The organism is Petralouisia muris (assembly GCF_004793545.1).
Classification (GTDB): Bacteria; Bacillota; Clostridia; order Lachnospirales; family Lachnospiraceae; genus Petralouisia; species Petralouisia muris.
The window spans coordinates 43,608-58,796 of sequence record NZ_SRYA01000006.1; the positions used below are offsets into that span (position 1 = coordinate 43,608).

Consider the following 15,189-nt stretch of genomic DNA (forward strand, 5'->3'; position numbering starts at 1 on the left):
TGTGTTATCATAATTATGTATATGAATCCTTTACCGTAGTTTTAATACGGTAGAGGTTTTTTTATTACAGGAAATGTTTTAGAATTCCTGTAATAGGTATAAAATGTGCAGCTTGCGGACAGGTAATTCCTGCATTGCAGTCTGTCTGCGCTTAACGGGTTCGCTTGCGAACCCGTTTTCTTTACGGTGAAAGTTTTCGACTTCCATAGTAAGAATGACCATGTTCATTTTGATTTGTAAAGCGCTTTTGCAAAAGATGTTGCCGTTAAGCGGCGCAGAATGTCGTAAAAGATGTTCTGTATAAATTTAATACCCTTGTAAACAAACAGAAGAAAAGGAGAAAAAATGAAAAAGAAATTTTTGACTGTTTTATTAGCAGGCGCCATGACCTGTACCCTGGCGCTGACAGGCTGTTCTAAGGAAGCTTCAGAGACTGCTGAAAATACGAATCAGACAGAATCAGGCAGCCAAGCTTCAGAAGAAGAAAAAGAAAACACAGATCAGACAGAAGAGAACAAAGAAGAGCCTGAAGAGGGAGGGACAGACGTCAGCCAGGAAGACACGGATCAGGCAGCAGCCGATGAAGTTGCCGCATTGATTGATGCAATTTACGTGCAGGATCGAACAGAGAATACAGATAAGCAGTGTGCCCAGGCAAAAGCGGCATGGGATGCATTAACGGACGCTCAGAAGGAACTGGTGGAAGGCGAGAATGCAGATCCTGATTATTTTGGCAGGGATACCGGAGATGCTTCCAAGGATGATCCCAGAAATCAGGATGAAATTGGTGAAAATGAAATTCTGGCAGTCAGCTTTGGCACTTCTTTTAACAGCAGCCGCGTGGATGATATTAAGAGTATTGAAGATGCACTGCAGGAAGCAAATCCTGACTGGTCGGTAAGAAGGGCGTTTACGGCACAGATTATTATCAACCATGTGCAGGCCCGAGACGGAGAAAGTATTGACAATATGGATCAGGCGTTAGAACGTGCTGTGGCAAACGGGGTAAAGAATTTAGTGATACAGCCTACGCATCTGATGCATGGGACAGAGTATGATGAGCTGATGGAGTCAGTGGAAGCATATCGGGAGAAATTTGAAACTGTAAAGGTTGCAGAACCTCTGCTTGGCGAGGTTGGGGAAGACGCTTCTGTCATCAATGAGGATAAAGAGACAGTTGCAAAGGCGCTCACAGAAGCGGCAGTGCAGGACGGTGGATATGAAAGCCTGGACGCAGCAAAAGAAGGCGGCGCTGCATTCGTATTTTTAGGACATGGAACCTCCCATACGGCGAAGGTGTCATACAGCCAGATGCAGTCCCAGATGGAAGCTCTTGGATATGAGAATGTGTTTATCGGAACAGTAGAAGGGGAACCAGAGGAAACCTCCTGCCAGGCAGTGATTGATGCAGTGACACAGGCTGGCTATAAAAAAGTAATTCTCCGTCCGCTGATGGTTGTGGCAGGCGACCATGCCAATAATGATATGGCAGGAGAAGAAGATGATTCCTGGAGCAGCATGTTCGAAGCTTCTGGTAATTTTGACAGCGTAGACGCGCAGATTACAGGACTTGGATCTATTGAGGCGATTCAGAAACTCTACGTAGCGCATACAGAAGATGCAATGAACAATGGAGCAGAGAATTAAAATGAAGAAAAACGTGGCAATTGCCGGTATGGTTCTGTTGGCCGCACTGCTTGGCGGCTGCGGGAATTCAAACAGCTCACAGGAGCAGAATGCAGAAACGCCTTCAGAACCTGAAACGGAAACAGCCTCTGAAGTTTCCCTTTCATCAGGTGCGGCAGAGCTGTCAGACGGAACCTATACAGCAGAATTTAAGACAGACAGCGGTATGTTTCACGTAAGCGAAGCCTGTGACGGCAAAGGAACGCTGACGGTTGAAAATGGGAAAATGACAATCCATATTTCACTTGCTTCAAAGAATATTGTAAACCTCTATCCCGGATTGGCAGAGGACGCTGTAAAAGAGGGAGCAGAGCTGCTGACACCCACAGAAGATACTGTCACATACAGCGACGGCATGACAGATGAAGTCTATGGCTTTGATGTGCCTGTTCCCGCTTTGGAGACAGAATTTGAGCTGGCCCTGATTGGGACGAAAGGAAAATGGTATGATCATAAGGTCAGCGTTTCCAATCCGGTTCCCGCAGAGGGAGACGCAGAGAGCAAAAATGCGGCCCCTCTGAAGGACGATGCACAAAGGACAAGCGCAGCTCCTTCGGAGGACGATATACAGGGAAAGGTTTCGGAGCCTTTAGAGGATGGCATCTACAGCGTGGAACTTACCTTCGAGGGAGGAAGCGGAAGGGCGGAAATTTTATCTCCTGCAACAGTTACGGTGGCAGACGGGAAGACACTGGCGACTGTGGAATGGAACAGCCCAAATTATGATTATATGCTGGTGGGCAAAGAGAAATATCTTCCGATAAATACAGAAGGCGGTTCTGTGTTTGAATTTCCCATTCCGGGGCTTGACGAACCAATCAGCGTCATAGGCGATACGGTGGCGATGAGTAAGCCCCATGAAGTGGAATACACATTGACATTTCATTCAGAGGCAATGAAAAAAGAAGAAAGAAACACGGAGATAAGATGAGAGGAAGAAAGAAATTGAGGCTGCTGCTTTTTGCAGGGCTGCTGGGGCTGTCTGGCTGCAGCAGTCCTTCTTCCGTCTCCGGCCCGGGAAATGAAAAGGCGGCAGAAATAGAGACGAATGCTGAAGCAGGGACGGGAACAGAGACAGGATTAGAAGCAGAGACAGAAGCGGAATTGGTATATGACAGAAGCATGGAGCTGCGCTATGCAGAGAATTTTACAGTTGATTATTATGAGGGCGGTTATACCCTGCTGACCACAGCTATGGATGGAGCGCAGTTTCTGATTGTGCCGGAGGGAAAGGAAGCGCCCCAGAATATAGATAAAGTGTTTGAATCTGCACAGTCCAAAAGTCAGAAGCTTGTAGTGCTAAAGAGGCCGGTAAAAGATATTTATCTGGTAGCGTCTTCTGTAATGGATATGTTCAGTGAGCTGAACGGACTGGATGCAGTCGCTTTTTCCGGACAAAAAGAGGACGGATGGTACATTGAAGAGGCCAGAGAGGCGATGGAGCGGGGCGATATCCTTTATGCCGGCAAATACAACCGTCCGGACTATGAATTGCTGGTTTCGAATCATTGTGCCCTTGCCGTAGAAAACATGATGATAAACCATGCCCCTGAAGTGATAGAAAAACTGGAGGATTTCGGCATTCCTGCCGTGACAGATTATTCCAGCTATGAACCCCATCCCCTGGGCAGAGTAGAGTGGGTGAAATTTTACGGAGCGCTGCTGGGAAAAGAGGAGGAAGCGGAAGAAATCTTTGCAAAGCAGCAGGAAATCCTCGAGAAAGTAAGCGCAGATGAAAAAACGGATCAGACTGTGGCGTTCTTTTTTGTTACTTCCAATGGCCTGATACAGGTGCGGCAGACCTGGGACTATATTCCGAAGATGATAGAGCTTGCAGGAGGAAAGTATGTATTTGATCATTTGGGAGATCCGGAAACAAAGCGTTCCACTATGAATATGCAGGTAGAGGAATTTTACGCCGGGGCGAAGGATGCGGACTTTTTGATTTATAACAGCTCCATCGACGGCGGAATCTCCAGTGTGGAGGAGCTTCTCGATAAATGTGAGCTTTTGTCGGATTTTAAGGCTGTGAAGGAAGGAAATGTCTGGTGCACCACCAATGACATGTATCAGCAGTCTTTGTCCATTGGTTATCTAATGGAAGACATTCACGGAATGCTTCAGGGAGAAAAAGAGAATATGCATTATCTTTTCCGACTTGCAGAAGAAGATTAGGAGATGGATATTGTGGCTGAAAGGAGTCAAACGCCTTCCTGGCGTCCCAGAATGCCAGGAACACGGGGCGGCAGTAAGAGAAACAGAACATGCAGATATATTACAGTCCTCATTTTACTTGGGATTGGCGCGCTTCTTTTTTTTATTCTGAATATCTGTATTGGAAGCGTCAGGATTACATTGGCGGAATTTGTGGGGCAGGAGGGGAATGAAACAATAACAAAGATTTTATGGGATATCCGGCTTCCAAGAGCGGCGGCGGTTCTGATCCTTGGAGGCGCATTGTCCCTTGCGGGGTATCTGCTGCAGACATTTTTTAATAATCCGATTGCCGGGCCTTTTGTTCTGGGAATTTCCTCCGGTGCGAAAATGGCGGTGGCTTTGGTGATGGTATTTCTGATGGGAAGGGGAGTGGGGGTATCATCTTTTGCCATGATTCTTGCGGCATTTTTGGGGGCCATGCTGTCCATGGGATTTGTATTGCTGGCATCCCGCAAAATCAACAATATGTCGATGTTGGTAGTCAGCGGCGTTATGATTGGCTACATATGTTCTGCTGTCACAGAATTGGTGGTAACCTTTGCAGAGGATGCGGATATTGTAAATCTTCACAACTGGTCCAGAGGCAGCTTCTCCGGCATGACCTGGGAAAATGTGGAAGTGATGGCAGTCGTGGTTTCCATCACTGCTTTTGCGGTCTTTCTGATGTCAAAGCCCCTGGCCGCTTATCAGCTGGGAGTTGTCTATGCCAGGAACGTAGGGGTAAATATTCGCCTTCTGCGGGCGTGCATTGTGATTTTTTCCAGTATTTTATCGGCATGTATTGTAGCCTATGCAGGGCCTATTTCCTTTGTTGGAATCGCAGCGCCTCATTTGGTGAAAAAGCTTTTAAATACGGTGGAACCGATCTGGATGATACCGGCATGCTTTCTTGGAGGAAGTGTGTTCTGCCTGTTTTGCGATTTACTTGCTAAAACAATGCTTGCACCCACAGAACTGAGCATCAGTACCGTAACAGCCATTTTCGGCGCGCCGGTAGTGCTTTGGATTATGATAAAAAGACGAAAAGAAAGCCATGTATGAGTAAGGGTAGGAACATGAAGGAATATTATTTTTCCACAAATAAAATGTGTGTGGGGTATGACAATAAACCGCTGATCAGGGAGGTGGAAATTACACTGCCGAAAGGGGAAATCTTAAGCCTGATAGGGCCAAACGGCGCAGGAAAATCCACAGTGTTAAAAAGCATTGCAGGGCAGCTGCAGTTAATTGGCGGCGCAGTATATTTTGGAGACGACAGGTTAGGGGAAATGAAAACAAGTGAGCTGGCAAAGAAAATGTCAGTGGTGTTTACACAGAAAGTAACGGCGGAAATGAAAAATTGCCGGGATGTGGTTGCAACCGGCAGGTATCCTTATACCGGATGGTTTGGCGTTTTATCCGGCGAGGATGAACGGATTGTGGATGAAGTGATGGAACTGACCCATACCGCAGAGATCCGCCATCAGGAATTTGATAAAATCAGCGACGGGCAAAAACAGCGGGTCATGCTTGCAAGGGCAATCTGCCAGGAGCCGGAGCTTGTGATATTAGACGAGCCCACATCCTTTCTGGACATCAGGTATAAGCTGGATTTTTTATCCATACTGCAGGAACTGAGAGATAAGAAAGGGCTTACGGTGATTATGTCTTTGCATGAACTGGAGCTTGCAAAGCTTGTCTCCGATAAAATACTTTGCCTGAAAGGGGAATTCGTGGAAAGATACGGAACGCCGGAAGAAATTTTTGAATCGGATTTTATTGAAAGGCTGTTTGATTTGAAAGAAGGGGGTTTTCTGAAAAATGAAAAGCTTTCCGGCTATATCCGGCAGATAAGCTCGCAGCCATAACAGATAGAATGATAGATGATTTGGGCTTTGCGGGAAAAATACAAGAAAAGAGGTTTGGATATGAGTGGAATATTATATGGAGCAGGGGTAGGCCCCGGCGATCCGGAACTTATGACGTTAAAGGCTGTGAGACTGGTGAAAGAAAACAATGTGATTGCTTTGCCGGGAAAAAATCCCAAGGAAACTGTCGCATACCAGATTGCAGCGGCGGCAGTGCCTGAGCTTGCAGACAAAGAGCTGCTTGCAGTGTATATGCCTATGACCCACGACAGGGAAGAAAGGGAAAAGCGCCACAGAGAGGGCGCATATCTGGTGGAAACTTATCTGAAGCAGGGAAAAAATGTTGTGTTTCTCACATTGGGAGATCCTTCCGTGTATTCTACCTTTACCTATATCCAGAAAATCGCAGAGGCGGATGGATTTCAGACCCAATTAGTCAGCGGCGTTCCTTCTTTTTGCGCTGCGGCAGCGAGAATGAACATGCCTCTTGCCATATGGAATGAGCAGATCCATATTTTTCCGGCAGTCCATCATTTGTCAAATGACCTGCCGGATGCGGGAACCTGCGTCCTGATGAAATCAGGCAGTAAAATGGACCAGGTAAAGGAGATTCTAAAAAAGAGCGGGCGGGATGCAGTTATGATAGAAAATTGCGGGACAGGCAAAGAACAGGTATATCTTCATGTAGACGATATCCCTGACACTGCAGGATATTATTCCCTGATTATTTCAAAGGAAGCGGAGAAAAAATGATAGTTTTAAAGAATTTAACCAAAAAGTTTGATCAGTTTACCGCTGTGGATTCTGTCAATATGACCATTGAAACAGGAGAATTTTTCGGACTTCTTGGATTAAACGGAGCAGGAAAAACCACTACAATCGGTATGCTTTCCACGCTTCTTCTGCCAACTCAGGGAGAAATCTTCATCGACGGAGAACTGCTTACGAGAAAAAGAACCGACCTGAAACAAAAAATCAGCGTAATCACACAGGAATATTCGATGCGGCAGGATATGAATATGGATGAGATTATGGAATATCAGGGAAGGCTCTACTATATGCCGAAAAAAGAAATCCGAAAAAGGAGCGAAGAGCTGCTGGAGTTCTGCGGGCTTATCAATGACCGGAGAAAAACCGTCCGGAAGCTGTCCGGCGGAATGAAACGGAAACTGATGGTGTGCAGAGCTCTTTTGACAAATCCTGAGATCTTGCTGCTGGATGAACCGACGGCAGGAATGGATGCGGTGTCGCGAAGGCAGATGTGGAATCTGCTTAAACAGTTAAACGGGAAAAATCTGACGATTTTGCTGACGACACATTACATGGAAGAGGCGGAACATCTGTGTGCCAGAGTGGCTATGATGAATCATGGAAAGATAGAAAAAATCAGCGCGCCCCAGGATTTTATTGATGAATTGGGACGGTTTGCTGTGGATGAGACTGAGGAAGGAAAAGCAGCAACCTACTATTTCCATATCAAAGAAGAAGCGTTGAAGTTTGCCGCACAGATAAACGGCAGTTTTAAACTGCGGGACACTACCTTGGAAGATGCATTTGTGGAACGGGCAAAAAAAGATGAAATCAGGTGAAAGAAATGGGAATTATTACAATTTTATGGGAAAAGTGGGTGGAATTCCGACGGGATTTTTATAAAATTACATTGGCAGCCATGATTGCGCCTCTTATGTATCTTCTGGTCTTTGGGATGGGAATTCAGACCATGTCTCATGGGAAGCCATATCTTCATTATCTGATTCCGGGCGTGGTGGCGCTGACGACAATGAACGGAAGCTTTAATGCAATTGCACAGAATCTGAATGTCCAGAGGTTGTATGAAAAGGCTTTTGACCAGGTTATGATTTCCCCTACTCCCTTATGGCAGTTTATGATTGGGCAGATTATAGCGGGTTCTATCAGAGGGCTTTATGCAGGCGGCGTTATTTTGCTTCTGGTGTGGCCGATACACACCGGCCTTATTTTTAACGGTTTTTCTTTTTTGGTATTGTTTTTAAACGGTGCGGTATTTTCGGCGCTGGGAGTGGTTGTTTCCTTTTTGGCAAGGAATCATGCGGATGTGCCGAGATTTTCCAATTATCTGATTATGCCTATGGCTTTTTTATGCAATACATTTTTTTCCACAGAAAATATGCCGAAAGAGATTCGCAGTGTCATAAGTGTTTTGCCCCTGTCAGAAACCAGCAGCATTGTACGGCATATTGCCTATGGAGAAGTCTGGAATTTCTCAGGGATTCTGGTGCTGCTTGCGTATCTGTTTGTTTTGACGGCAATCGGGTTATGGTTTGTTTACCAAAAACAGAATCTTTAGTAGGAGCGTGAAAGGAAAATATGTTGAAAAAAGGGTATGTGAAACGAAGAAAATGCAGCAGAGGGAGCATGGCAAAAGCCATGCTGATTCTGTTTGCGCTTCTGTCATTGTTTTCTTTGTGCGGATTTGCCATGGAGAACGGGGAATACAGCGTATCTGTGGATATGAGCGGCGGCAGCGGGAAGGCCTCGATTGCATCCCCCACGCTTCTTACGGTTCAAGAGGGAATGCCTGTGGCAAGGATTCAATGGAGCAGTTCTAATTATGATTATATGGTTGTGGATGGGAAAACCTATTATAATCAGAGTGAGGAGGGAATGAATTCTGTCTTTGAGATACCGGTTTTGTGCTGGGATGAAGAAATGGATGTGATTGCGGATACCACGGCTATGGGAAATCCCGTTGAAATCCATTATCAGCTGTTTTTTTACCAGGAGTCGGTGGGAAGTAAAAATGAGCTGCCCCAGGAAGCGGCCAAAAGGGTGCTGTGTGTAGCCTTTGGAATTATTGTAATTGGAGGTATTTTGAATTATATAGTGAAAAAGAAGAATTCATAGAAAATTCGTCGACATTTTACCGCCGGAGTAATATAATACTGGAAATTTTCTTCCAAATATGCTAAAATCTTTACAGCGTAGCGGCAGCTATGCCATATTATAGTGAAAAAGATATTGACAGGTGGGAACATGGAAAAAGAAACAGATGTAGTGATAGTAGGCACAGGAGCAGCAGGGCTGTTCTGTGCGCTGCAGCTGCCGGAAAGTAAGAAAGTTACCGTTATTACCAAGGATGAAGCCAGAAACAGCGATTCTTTTCTGGCACAGGGAGGAATCTGTGTCCTGCAGTCAGAAGACGATTATGATGCGTATTTTGAAGATACCATGAAGGCAGGACATTACAAAAATAACGGGAAATCGGTGGAAATGATGATCCGAAGCTCCGGAGAAATCATTGATTTGCTGCTGGGGTACGGCGTGGAATTTGAACGGCGGGACGGGAAGCTGGCATATACCAGAGAAGGTGGGCACTCCCGGCCCAGAATACTGTTTCATGAGGATGTTACCGGCAAAGAAATTACCGGAAAGCTGCTGGCCCAGGCAATGGAACGCAGGAATATCGAAATATACGAGCATACGGAAATGATAGATATTCTCTGTAAAGACAATGTTTGTTATGGGGTGGTTACAGCGGATAGGCAGGGAAGGATAACTCCGCTTTGGGCAGAGCATACCGTGTTTGCCTGCGGCGGTATCGGCGGATTGTATCAGCACTCAACGAATTTTGCCCATTTAACCGGAGACGGGATTGCCGTTGCACTGCGGCATAAGGTAAAGCTTCAGGATGTGAATTTTGTGCAGATACATCCCACCACACTGTATTCTGAGAAGCCGGGCCGGAGGTTTCTGGTTTCAGAATCTGTCCGTGGAGAAGGCGCTGTGCTGTACAATGCCAAAATGGAGCGGTTTGTGGATGAACTGCTGCCCCGGGATGTGGTGACAAAGGCCATTGAGAAGCAGATGGAAGAAGACGGGAAGCCCTATGTCTGGCTGTCTATGGAGCATATTGCCAGGGAAGATATTTTAAGCCATTTTCCAAATATCTGTAAACGGTGCCTGGAGGAAGGCTATGATGTGACAAAGGAATGTATTCCAGTGGTGCCGGGACAGCACTATTTTATGGGCGGCATTCAGTCAGATCTGGAGGGAAGAACTTCTATGGAACGCCTTTACGCTGTAGGAGAGACAAGCTGCAACGGCGTGCATGGCGCCAATCGTCTTGCCAGCAATTCCCTTTTGGAAAGCCTGGTGTTTGCAAGGCGCGCGGCGATGGATCTTGCAGCAGAATCTGCTGCCGTTCCGTCAGAAAGGCCGGATGGCAGAGATGGGCTGTTTTGCCGGGAGAAGTATAAGGATATCGAAAAACTGCATCAGGAGAACCGCACGCTAGTGCATCAGGAGATAGAGAGGATGAGAAAAGAATATGAACAACAGCATAACCATGACATTAAATGAAGATGAACTGATTTTACAGGCGCTGCGGGAGGATATTTCCAGTGAGGATGTCACTACCAACGCAGTGATGCCAAAGGCGCAGACAGGGGAAGCCCAATTAATCTGTAAGCAGGATGGAGTGCTGGCCGGCCTGCCTGTATTCCAAAGAGTGTTTGAATTACTGGATGAAACCATATCTGTGGAATTTCAATTTTCCGATGGAGATAAGGTAAAAAAAGGAGATTTAATCGGAACCATTATCGGTGATATCCGGGCCATTTTGTCCGGTGAGCGGACTGCGCTGAATTACCTGCAGCGTATGAGCGGAATTGCCACTTATACCAATTCCATTGCGTCTTTGTTAGAGGGCAGTAAGGTAAAGCTTCTGGATACCAGAAAAACTACGCCGAATATGCGTATTTTTGAGAAATATTCTGTGAAAGTCGGCGGCGGTTACAATCACCGTTATAATCTTTCGGACGGAGTTCTGCTGAAAGACAACCATATCGGCGCAGCAGGCGGAGTAAAAGAAGCCGTTTTGATGGCAAAGGAATATGCGCCTTTTGTACGCAAGATTGAGATTGAGTGCGAGACGGTGGCAATGGTTCAGGAGGCAGTGGAGGCAGGGGCAGATATTATCATGCTGGATAACATGACGGTGGAAGAGATGCAGAAGGCAATTGCATTGATTGACCACAGAGCAGAGATTGAATGCTCCGGCAATGTGACAAAAGAAAATATTGAGCATTACATCTCTCTGGGAGTTGATTATATTTCCAGCGGTGCGCTGACCCATTCCGCGCCTATTATGGATATTTCCCTGAAAAATCTTCATGCAGTGTGAAGGTGATATGATACATTCCGTATCATTTCAGCAGTTCACAATTATGCAGAATGTCGTTTAAGTGATTAGACGGCATTTTTTGTGCAATTTGCAGAATTATCCATTTATTGTCAATTATCTTTGTTATTTTCGTTATAAATTTTGTCAATTCTGGCAGAATTAATGCTCCATGATTTACAATATCATCCTTTTAACTATTAAATTTGAGTAAAACTCAAATTTCTATCACAATTTATTTTTACACTGAATTTGATAGTTTGGAAAGTATTTGTTTTAGTCAACATTACATAATAAAGGAGAAAAACATGAACCATTTAGATGAACTGGAAGCGGAAGCGATATACATCATGCGGGAAGTAGCAGCAGAATGTGAGAAGCCGGTGATGCTTTATTCCATCGGAAAAGACTCTTCCGTGATGCTGCGTCTGGCGATGAAGGCATTCTATCCAGAGAAGCCGCCATTTCCGTTTCTGCATGTGAATACCACATGGAAATTTAAAGAAATGATAGAATTTCGGGACGCCACAGCACAGGAACTTGGAATTGAAATGCTGGAATATATTAATGAAGATGGGTTAAGGCAGGGGATTAATCCCTTTGATCATGGTTCCGCTTATACGGATATCATGAAGACCCAGGCGTTGAAGCAGGCGTTAGATAAGTACGGATTTACAGCGGCTTTCGGCGGCGGAAGAAGGGATGAAGAGAAGTCCAGAGCCAAAGAGCGGATTTTTTCTTTCCGCAGCGAAAGCCACGCCTGGGACCCCAAGAACCAGAGACCGGAGATGTGGAAGCTGTTTAATACCAGAATTAAGCAGGGAGAGAGCATCCGGGTATTTCCTTTGTCCAACTGGACGGAAAAAGACATCTGGCAGTATATCAAGCGGGAAAATATTCCGATTGTGTCGCTGTACTTTGCAAAGCCGAGGCCGGTGGTGATACGGGACGGTCAGATGATTATGGCAGACGATGACAGGCTGAAGCTGAAAGAAGGAGAGCAAATCGAGACCAGAACCGTGCGGTTTCGGACTCTGGGCTGTTATCCCCTGACCGGGGCTATGGAGTCGGAAGCGTCAACCTTAGATGAAATTATAGAAGAAACCTTATCTTCCGTGGAATCGGAGCGGACAAGCCGGATTATAGATTCAGACGGCGGCGCAGCCAGCATGGAAAAAAGAAAACGAGAGGGATACTTTTAGCATGAAGAATGAATTATTGAAATTTATTACCTGCGGAAGCGTGGATGATGGAAAATCAACCTTGATTGGGCATATGCTCTATGATGCGAAGCTGATTTTTGCAGATCAGAAACGGGCTCTGGAATTGGATTCCCGGGTAGGTTCCAGAGACGGTAAAATTGACTATTCTCTGCTGCTGGACGGACTGATGGCAGAGCGGGAACAGGGGATTACCATTGACGTGGCCTATCGCTATTTCAGCACGGAACGCAGAAGCTTTATTGTGGCGGACACGCCGGGCCATGAGGAATATACCAGAAATATGGCGGTAGGGGCTTCCTTTGCTTCCCTTGCAGTAATTTTAACAGACGCCAGCCAGGGAGTGCTGCAGCAGACCAGGCGCCATGCGAGAATCTGTTCTTTGATGGGAATCCGTCATTTTGTATTTGCAGTGAATAAAATGGATTTGGTGGATTATGACAAGAAACGCTTTAAGAAAATTGAAAAAGAAATTAAAGTCCTGATGGCGGAGTTTGATTACGGAACTCTGCGGATTATTCCGGTTTCAGCCACAGAAGGGGACAATATTACCCGGAAATCTGAAATGATGATGTGGTACAGAGAGGAGACATTGCTCCACTATTTGGAAGAAGTTGATGTCAGCGAACGGGACAGGCAGCATGAATTTTCTATGCCGGTGCAGAGAGTATGCCGTCCAAATCATAATTTCCGGGGATTTCAGGGACAGATTTCCTCCGGCAGCATAGCGGTGGGAGAAGAAATCACCGTCATGCCCAGCGGGGAGAAAGCGAAGGTGATAGGAATTCATCAGGGAGATCAGCTGGTGGAGCAAAGCGGCAGCGGCCAGGCGGTTACCATTCAGCTGGATACGGAAATCGACATATCCAGAGGCTGTGTGCTGGAGAAGGATTATAAGCTTTCCGTGGGAAATATGTTTGCAGCATCTATTTTGTGGATGGATGACAACAGTCTGATTGCGGGACGGAATTTCTGGCTTAAGACAGGAACTCAATTGATTTCCGCAACAGTTATGAATATCAAATATAAGATTGATGTGAACACCGGAGCGGAAGTCTACACCGATGCCATCTACAAGAATGAGATTGCATTCTGTGAGATTTCCACAGGCAGCAATATTGTATTTGACCGGTTTGAAAACAACCGGGAACTGGGATCTTTGATTCTGATTGACCGGATTACCAATATGACTTCCGCCTGCGGGACAATTATGTATTCTCTGGAACGAGGAGAGAACTTAACCTGGCACGATATGGACATTACCAGGGAAATGCGGGAAGGAAGACTGGGTCAGGAAGCTATTACCATCTGGATGACCGGCCTTTCCGGCGCAGGGAAATCCACCCTGGCCAACGCCCTGGAGAAGCGGCTTTTTGCTATGGGCAAGCACACCATGCTTCTGGACGGAGATAATGTGCGAATGGGTCTGAACAAGAACCTTGGATTTACAGAAAAGGACAGAATTGAAAATATCCGCAGAATTGCAGAAGTTAGCAAGCTGATGAATGATGCGGGGCTGATTGTGCTGACCTCCTTTATCTCACCATATCGGCTGGAACGCAGGAACGCCAAAGAAATTATCGGGGACAGCTTTGTGGAGGTCTATGTAAGCACGCCTTTAGAAGAGTGTGAGAAGCGTGACGTCAAAGGGCTCTATCAGGATGCGAGAATGGGTAAGATTGCCAACTTTACAGGAATATCCGGCAAATATGAGGAGCCGGAGAATCCGGATATTGTGGTGGATACCAGCAAGCACAGCCTGGAAAAATGCCTGGACATTCTGCTGGAAGGGCTGGAAAAATATCTGTAGAAGGCTTATTTGCCGGGAATGCAGACAGGGAGCCGGATGATGGACGGCCAGTCAGGCGGCATCCGGATTGCGGCAAAGCACATTGATAATGATAAAATAACTGATAGAAGGAACAAGAGGTGTAAGGCATGAGAGAAAAAATAAAAGCATTTTTGCCGCTGTTTGGCCCCAAAGGACAGAATTGCTTTGGGGGTTTGGGTAAGAAAACAGCAGCGTTTGCGTTATGCGGTATTCTGGCCGCATCCTGCCTGGCAGGATGCGGGGATGGATCAGGCAGCGATAAGAAGGGGGATGGAACGGAGCTGTTGAATGTTTCCTATGATCCTACCCGGGAATTTTATGCGGAATATAATGACATTTTCTGCAAATATTGGAAGGAACAGGGCGGCAGTGATGTGACTGTTACCCAGTCCCATGGGGGCTCCGGTTCCCAGGCCCGTTCTGTCATTGAGGGAAACGAAGCGGATGTGGTGACCCTTGCCCTGGCCCATGACATTACGGCAATTGAGAATTCCGGGATGATTGAGGAAGGATGGAGCGAAGAATTTGAAGGAGACAGCGCCCCGTATACTTCCACCATTGTGTTTCTGGTGCGCAAAGGCAATGAGAAAAATATCAAAGACTGGGACGATTTGGTAAAGGATGGGGTGGAAGTGATTACGCCAAATCCAAAGACTTCCGGCGGCGCCTGCTGGAACTTTCTGGCTGCCTGGGCTTATGAGCAGCAGAATGGCAAAAGTGAGCAGGAAACGGAAGAGTTCTTGACGAAGCTTTATCAGAATGTGCTGGTGCTGGATTCCGGCGCCAGGGGAGCCACCAATACCTTTGTGGAAAACAGGCAGGGAGATGTGCTGATCGCCTGGGAAAATGAAGCGTATCTGTCTCTGGATACCCATCCGGATGAATATGAGATCGTAACGCCCAGTGTCAGCATTCTGGCTCAGCCTTCCGTTGCAGTGGTGGATAAATACGCAAAAGATCACGGCACAGAAGAACTGGCGGCGGCGTATCTGGAGCATTTGTACAGTGATGAGGCCCAAAGACTGGCAGGAAAGCATCATTACCGCCCTTCCAATGAGGAAATCCTTCAGGAGTTTTCGGATAAATTTGATTTGGAGATGAACCTGGTTACCATTGATGATTTCGGAGGATGGGACAAGGCTTATGAGACTTACTTCCAGGATGGGGCTGTGTTTGACCAGATTTATACAGAGTAAATGCTTATGCGGCACGGTCTTGGGACTGCCTGCT

At 46.3% G+C, this 15,189-nt stretch carries 15 protein-coding genes; all 15 read left to right on the forward strand.

Features of this window, described 5'->3' with window-relative positions:
- Positions 1 to 345 precede the first annotated feature (345 nt).
- The 15 genes from E5329_RS04035 (at position 346) to E5329_RS04100 (ending at position 15,155) form a co-directional block, all read left to right on the forward strand.
- A complete protein-coding gene (locus E5329_RS04035) occupies positions 346 to 1,647 on the forward strand; it encodes a sirohydrochlorin cobaltochelatase (RefSeq protein ID WP_135988320.1) in 1,302 nt (433 codons plus the stop codon).
- A gap of 1 nt (position 1,648) precedes the next feature.
- Complete coding sequence (locus tag E5329_RS04040; protein WP_135988321.1) at positions 1,649 to 2,617, forward strand: iron transporter; 969 nt, start codon at positions 1,649 to 1,651, stop codon at positions 2,615 to 2,617.
- Entirely contained in the window at positions 2,614 to 3,861 is a 1,248-nt protein-coding gene (locus tag E5329_RS04045; RefSeq protein ID WP_135988322.1) for an ABC transporter substrate-binding protein, read from the forward strand. The genes E5329_RS04040 and E5329_RS04045 overlap by 4 nt, the downstream gene beginning before the upstream one ends.
- Before the next feature lie 51 nt (positions 3,862 to 3,912).
- Entirely contained in the window at positions 3,913 to 4,944 is a 1,032-nt protein-coding gene (locus tag E5329_RS04050; RefSeq protein ID WP_135988389.1) for a FecCD family ABC transporter permease, read from the forward strand.
- Positions 4,941 to 5,750, forward strand: a complete 810-nt coding sequence (locus tag E5329_RS04055) for an ABC transporter ATP-binding protein (RefSeq protein WP_275442981.1) — start codon at positions 4,941 to 4,943, stop codon at positions 5,748 to 5,750. Before E5329_RS04050 ends, E5329_RS04055 begins: the two co-directional genes overlap by 4 nt.
- 60 nt (positions 5,751 to 5,810) lie before the next feature.
- Positions 5,811 to 6,503: a precorrin-2 C(20)-methyltransferase gene (gene cobI, locus E5329_RS04060; RefSeq protein ID WP_135988323.1), complete on the forward strand. Its 693-nt coding sequence runs from the start codon at positions 5,811 to 5,813 to the stop codon at positions 6,501 to 6,503.
- Positions 6,500 to 7,339, forward strand: a complete 840-nt coding sequence (locus tag E5329_RS04065; protein WP_135988324.1) for an ABC transporter ATP-binding protein — start codon at positions 6,500 to 6,502, stop codon at positions 7,337 to 7,339. The genes cobI and E5329_RS04065 overlap by 4 nt, the downstream gene beginning before the upstream one ends.
- Positions 7,340 to 7,344: 5 nt before the next feature.
- Positions 7,345 to 8,076, forward strand: a complete 732-nt coding sequence (locus E5329_RS04070; RefSeq protein WP_135988325.1) for an ABC transporter permease — start codon at positions 7,345 to 7,347, stop codon at positions 8,074 to 8,076.
- 20 nt (positions 8,077 to 8,096) lie between these two features.
- Entirely contained in the window at positions 8,097 to 8,633 is a 537-nt protein-coding gene (locus tag E5329_RS04075) for a hypothetical protein (RefSeq protein ID WP_135988326.1), read from the forward strand.
- Between the two features lie 129 nt (positions 8,634 to 8,762).
- Entirely contained in the window at positions 8,763 to 10,088 is a 1,326-nt protein-coding gene (locus tag E5329_RS04080; protein ID WP_135988327.1) for an L-aspartate oxidase, read from the forward strand.
- On the forward strand, positions 10,057 to 10,911 hold the full coding sequence (nadC, locus tag E5329_RS04085) for a carboxylating nicotinate-nucleotide diphosphorylase (RefSeq protein WP_135988328.1): 855 nt from the start codon (positions 10,057 to 10,059) through the stop codon (positions 10,909 to 10,911). Before E5329_RS04080 ends, nadC begins: the two co-directional genes overlap by 32 nt.
- A gap of 305 nt (positions 10,912 to 11,216) precedes the next feature.
- The gene (cysD, locus tag E5329_RS04090) at positions 11,217 to 12,110 is read left to right on the forward strand and encodes a sulfate adenylyltransferase subunit CysD (RefSeq protein ID WP_135988329.1); all 894 of its coding nucleotides are present in this window, start codon (positions 11,217 to 11,219) and stop codon (positions 12,108 to 12,110) included.
- Position 12,111: 1 nt separating this feature from the next.
- Positions 12,112 to 13,938: an adenylyl-sulfate kinase gene (gene cysC, locus E5329_RS04095; protein ID WP_135988330.1), complete on the forward strand. Its 1,827-nt coding sequence runs from the start codon at positions 12,112 to 12,114 to the stop codon at positions 13,936 to 13,938.
- A gap of 9 nt (positions 13,939 to 13,947) precedes the next feature.
- Positions 13,948 to 14,070, forward strand: a complete 123-nt coding sequence (locus E5329_RS30400) for a hypothetical protein (RefSeq protein ID WP_275442983.1) — start codon at positions 13,948 to 13,950, stop codon at positions 14,068 to 14,070.
- A gap of 62 nt (positions 14,071 to 14,132) precedes the next feature.
- Complete coding sequence (locus E5329_RS04100; RefSeq protein ID WP_408634639.1) at positions 14,133 to 15,155, forward strand: sulfate ABC transporter substrate-binding protein; 1,023 nt, start codon at positions 14,133 to 14,135, stop codon at positions 15,153 to 15,155.
- Positions 15,156 to 15,189 lie beyond the last annotated feature (34 nt).

What these genes read in the sequence shown, in the direction of transcription:
- E5329_RS04035 (WP_135988320.1), top strand. Translation starts at nt 346, where the DNA reads ATGAAAAAGAAATTTTTGACTGTTTTATTAGCAGGCGCCATGACCTGT.
- E5329_RS04040 (WP_135988321.1), top strand. Translation starts at nt 1,649, where the DNA reads ATGAAGAAAAACGTGGCAATTGCCGGTATGGTTCTGTTGGCCGCACTG.
- E5329_RS04045 (WP_135988322.1), top strand. Translation starts at nt 2,614, where the DNA reads ATGAGAGGAAGAAAGAAATTGAGGCTGCTGCTTTTTGCAGGGCTGCTG.
- E5329_RS04050 (WP_135988389.1), top strand. Translation starts at nt 3,913, where the DNA reads ATGCCAGGAACACGGGGCGGCAGTAAGAGAAACAGAACATGCAGATAT.
- E5329_RS04055 (WP_275442981.1), top strand. Translation starts at nt 4,941, where the DNA reads ATGAGTAAGGGTAGGAACATGAAGGAATATTATTTTTCCACAAATAAA.
- cobI (WP_135988323.1), top strand. Translation starts at nt 5,811, where the DNA reads ATGAGTGGAATATTATATGGAGCAGGGGTAGGCCCCGGCGATCCGGAA.
- E5329_RS04065 (WP_135988324.1), top strand. Translation starts at nt 6,500, where the DNA reads ATGATAGTTTTAAAGAATTTAACCAAAAAGTTTGATCAGTTTACCGCT.
- E5329_RS04070 (WP_135988325.1), top strand. Translation starts at nt 7,345, where the DNA reads ATGGGAATTATTACAATTTTATGGGAAAAGTGGGTGGAATTCCGACGG.
- E5329_RS04075 (WP_135988326.1), top strand. Translation starts at nt 8,097, where the DNA reads ATGTTGAAAAAAGGGTATGTGAAACGAAGAAAATGCAGCAGAGGGAGC.
- E5329_RS04080 (WP_135988327.1), top strand. Translation starts at nt 8,763, where the DNA reads ATGGAAAAAGAAACAGATGTAGTGATAGTAGGCACAGGAGCAGCAGGG.
- nadC (WP_135988328.1), top strand. Translation starts at nt 10,057, where the DNA reads ATGAACAACAGCATAACCATGACATTAAATGAAGATGAACTGATTTTA.
- cysD (WP_135988329.1), top strand. Translation starts at nt 11,217, where the DNA reads ATGAACCATTTAGATGAACTGGAAGCGGAAGCGATATACATCATGCGG.
- cysC (WP_135988330.1), top strand. Translation starts at nt 12,112, where the DNA reads ATGAAGAATGAATTATTGAAATTTATTACCTGCGGAAGCGTGGATGAT.